Origin of the sequence: Kurthia sp. Dielmo (assembly GCF_000307285.2) — a bacterium.
Taxonomy (GTDB): Bacteria; Bacillota; Bacilli; order Bacillales_A; family Planococcaceae; genus Kurthia; species Kurthia populi.
This window is the reverse complement of record NZ_HE578966.1, coordinates 60,167-61,566: the sequence shown is the minus strand read 5'-3', so window position 1 is coordinate 61,566 and position 1,400 is coordinate 60,167. Positions and strand designations below refer to the sequence as shown.

1 protein-coding gene is annotated in these 1,400 nt (G+C 34.1%); it reads left to right on the top strand.

What is annotated here, in order from left to right:
* Nucleotides 1-289 precede the first annotated feature (289 nt).
* Nucleotides 290-1,285, top strand: a complete 996-nt coding sequence (locus KTHG_RS19900; RefSeq protein WP_139996120.1) for a hypothetical protein — start codon at nucleotides 290-292, stop codon at nucleotides 1,283-1,285.
* Nucleotides 1,286-1,400: the final 115 nt, after the last annotated feature.

Sequence of the window (1,400 nt, the reverse complement as noted above, 5' to 3'; positions counted from 1 at the left end):
CGTTTGCCGTTATCTTAACGACTCACTTATTATATCATTATATCTTTTTGTTTGTCAACAACTTTTTTAAAAAGTTTTTAATGTTTTTTCAGAAGTTGTTAAGCAACTATTAGATAATAACAAATCTGATTAACGTGTGTCAATCATTTTTTTATGTCTTATGTTTTTCAAGACAAGAAATATTATATGTCATAAAAAACAATTATGCAATAGTTTTTTATGATTTTTTTATTTTTTTCTTCACCAATGAAAAAAACATTGTTATATGATAGATAAAGAGGTGATTTCATTGGGTTTTAACGTTAAAACAACTCCCTTTTCATACGAAAATTCTATCATTTCATTACCACAGCAACATACTATAGAAGAAAGTGCCTGCGCTACCCTATTAACAATTGATGGCAATGCGACAAAGATGACGGGTTTTTTAACTACACTTATAGAAGGAATTGCGCAGTGCTGTGTATTTCCTTTTACAAAAGCGACAATTGCCATTCAGTTATTTGATACATTGATTCCCGTTATTACACTGCTACCTGGACGTGCAAATAAGTTGCTTCTACAAATTGATCAGCAAACACTCTATACAATTGGACGTACTTCATTTGTCATTCGGGATGCACAACATAATCACGATGTTGCATTTTCAACTGAAGTCGAGCGTGCTGCATGCGCTTTAAAGCAGCAACAAAAAACCGAAGCTCCAAAAGATATGCCCACCATACTACAACAACATTACGATTTTTCACGATTAACACCATTTATTACTACATGGTCTATTGCTTATATGCCGCGTGAAAAAGCATTGAATTTCTTAACAATTATTGAGGACTGCTGTATATTTTTATCAACATCCTTCAAAACCTTCGTCAAGATTCCATCATTAGCCCTTCATTCTGGGCTAAAAGGTGCGAATGGCTTCTTTGATACTGCGACGCAAACGATTGGGCTTTACTATAAATATGACCGGCCCGCGCAAATGAAGCTTGCCTTTTTCCATGAATACGGTCATCTCATTGATTTACATCAAAAACATGATGAGGTCTATGCATATAAAAGACAGCAGCTTTATGAACAGCTACAAGCATCGGAAACATTACAGCAAATTTCATCTAATACACAGCTTCCAGAGGATTATCGAAAGTATTTACTTTCTATAGAAGAAGTTTTAGCACGATTATTTGAAGGCTATGCATTTTATAAAATGACTGGCAATGTTAGCACTAAAGAATTTGCATTCACATTACCGGAGTTCCTTCTATATGAAGAATTTTTTACAAATTAAAAGAGGCTGGGACATACGTATAAAAACAACCGTTTATATGAGCATAAGAAAAACCGGAATCGTACTGTAGCACGGTTCCGGTTTTTCGTTGCGAACGCTAAAAAAGAAAAATGAC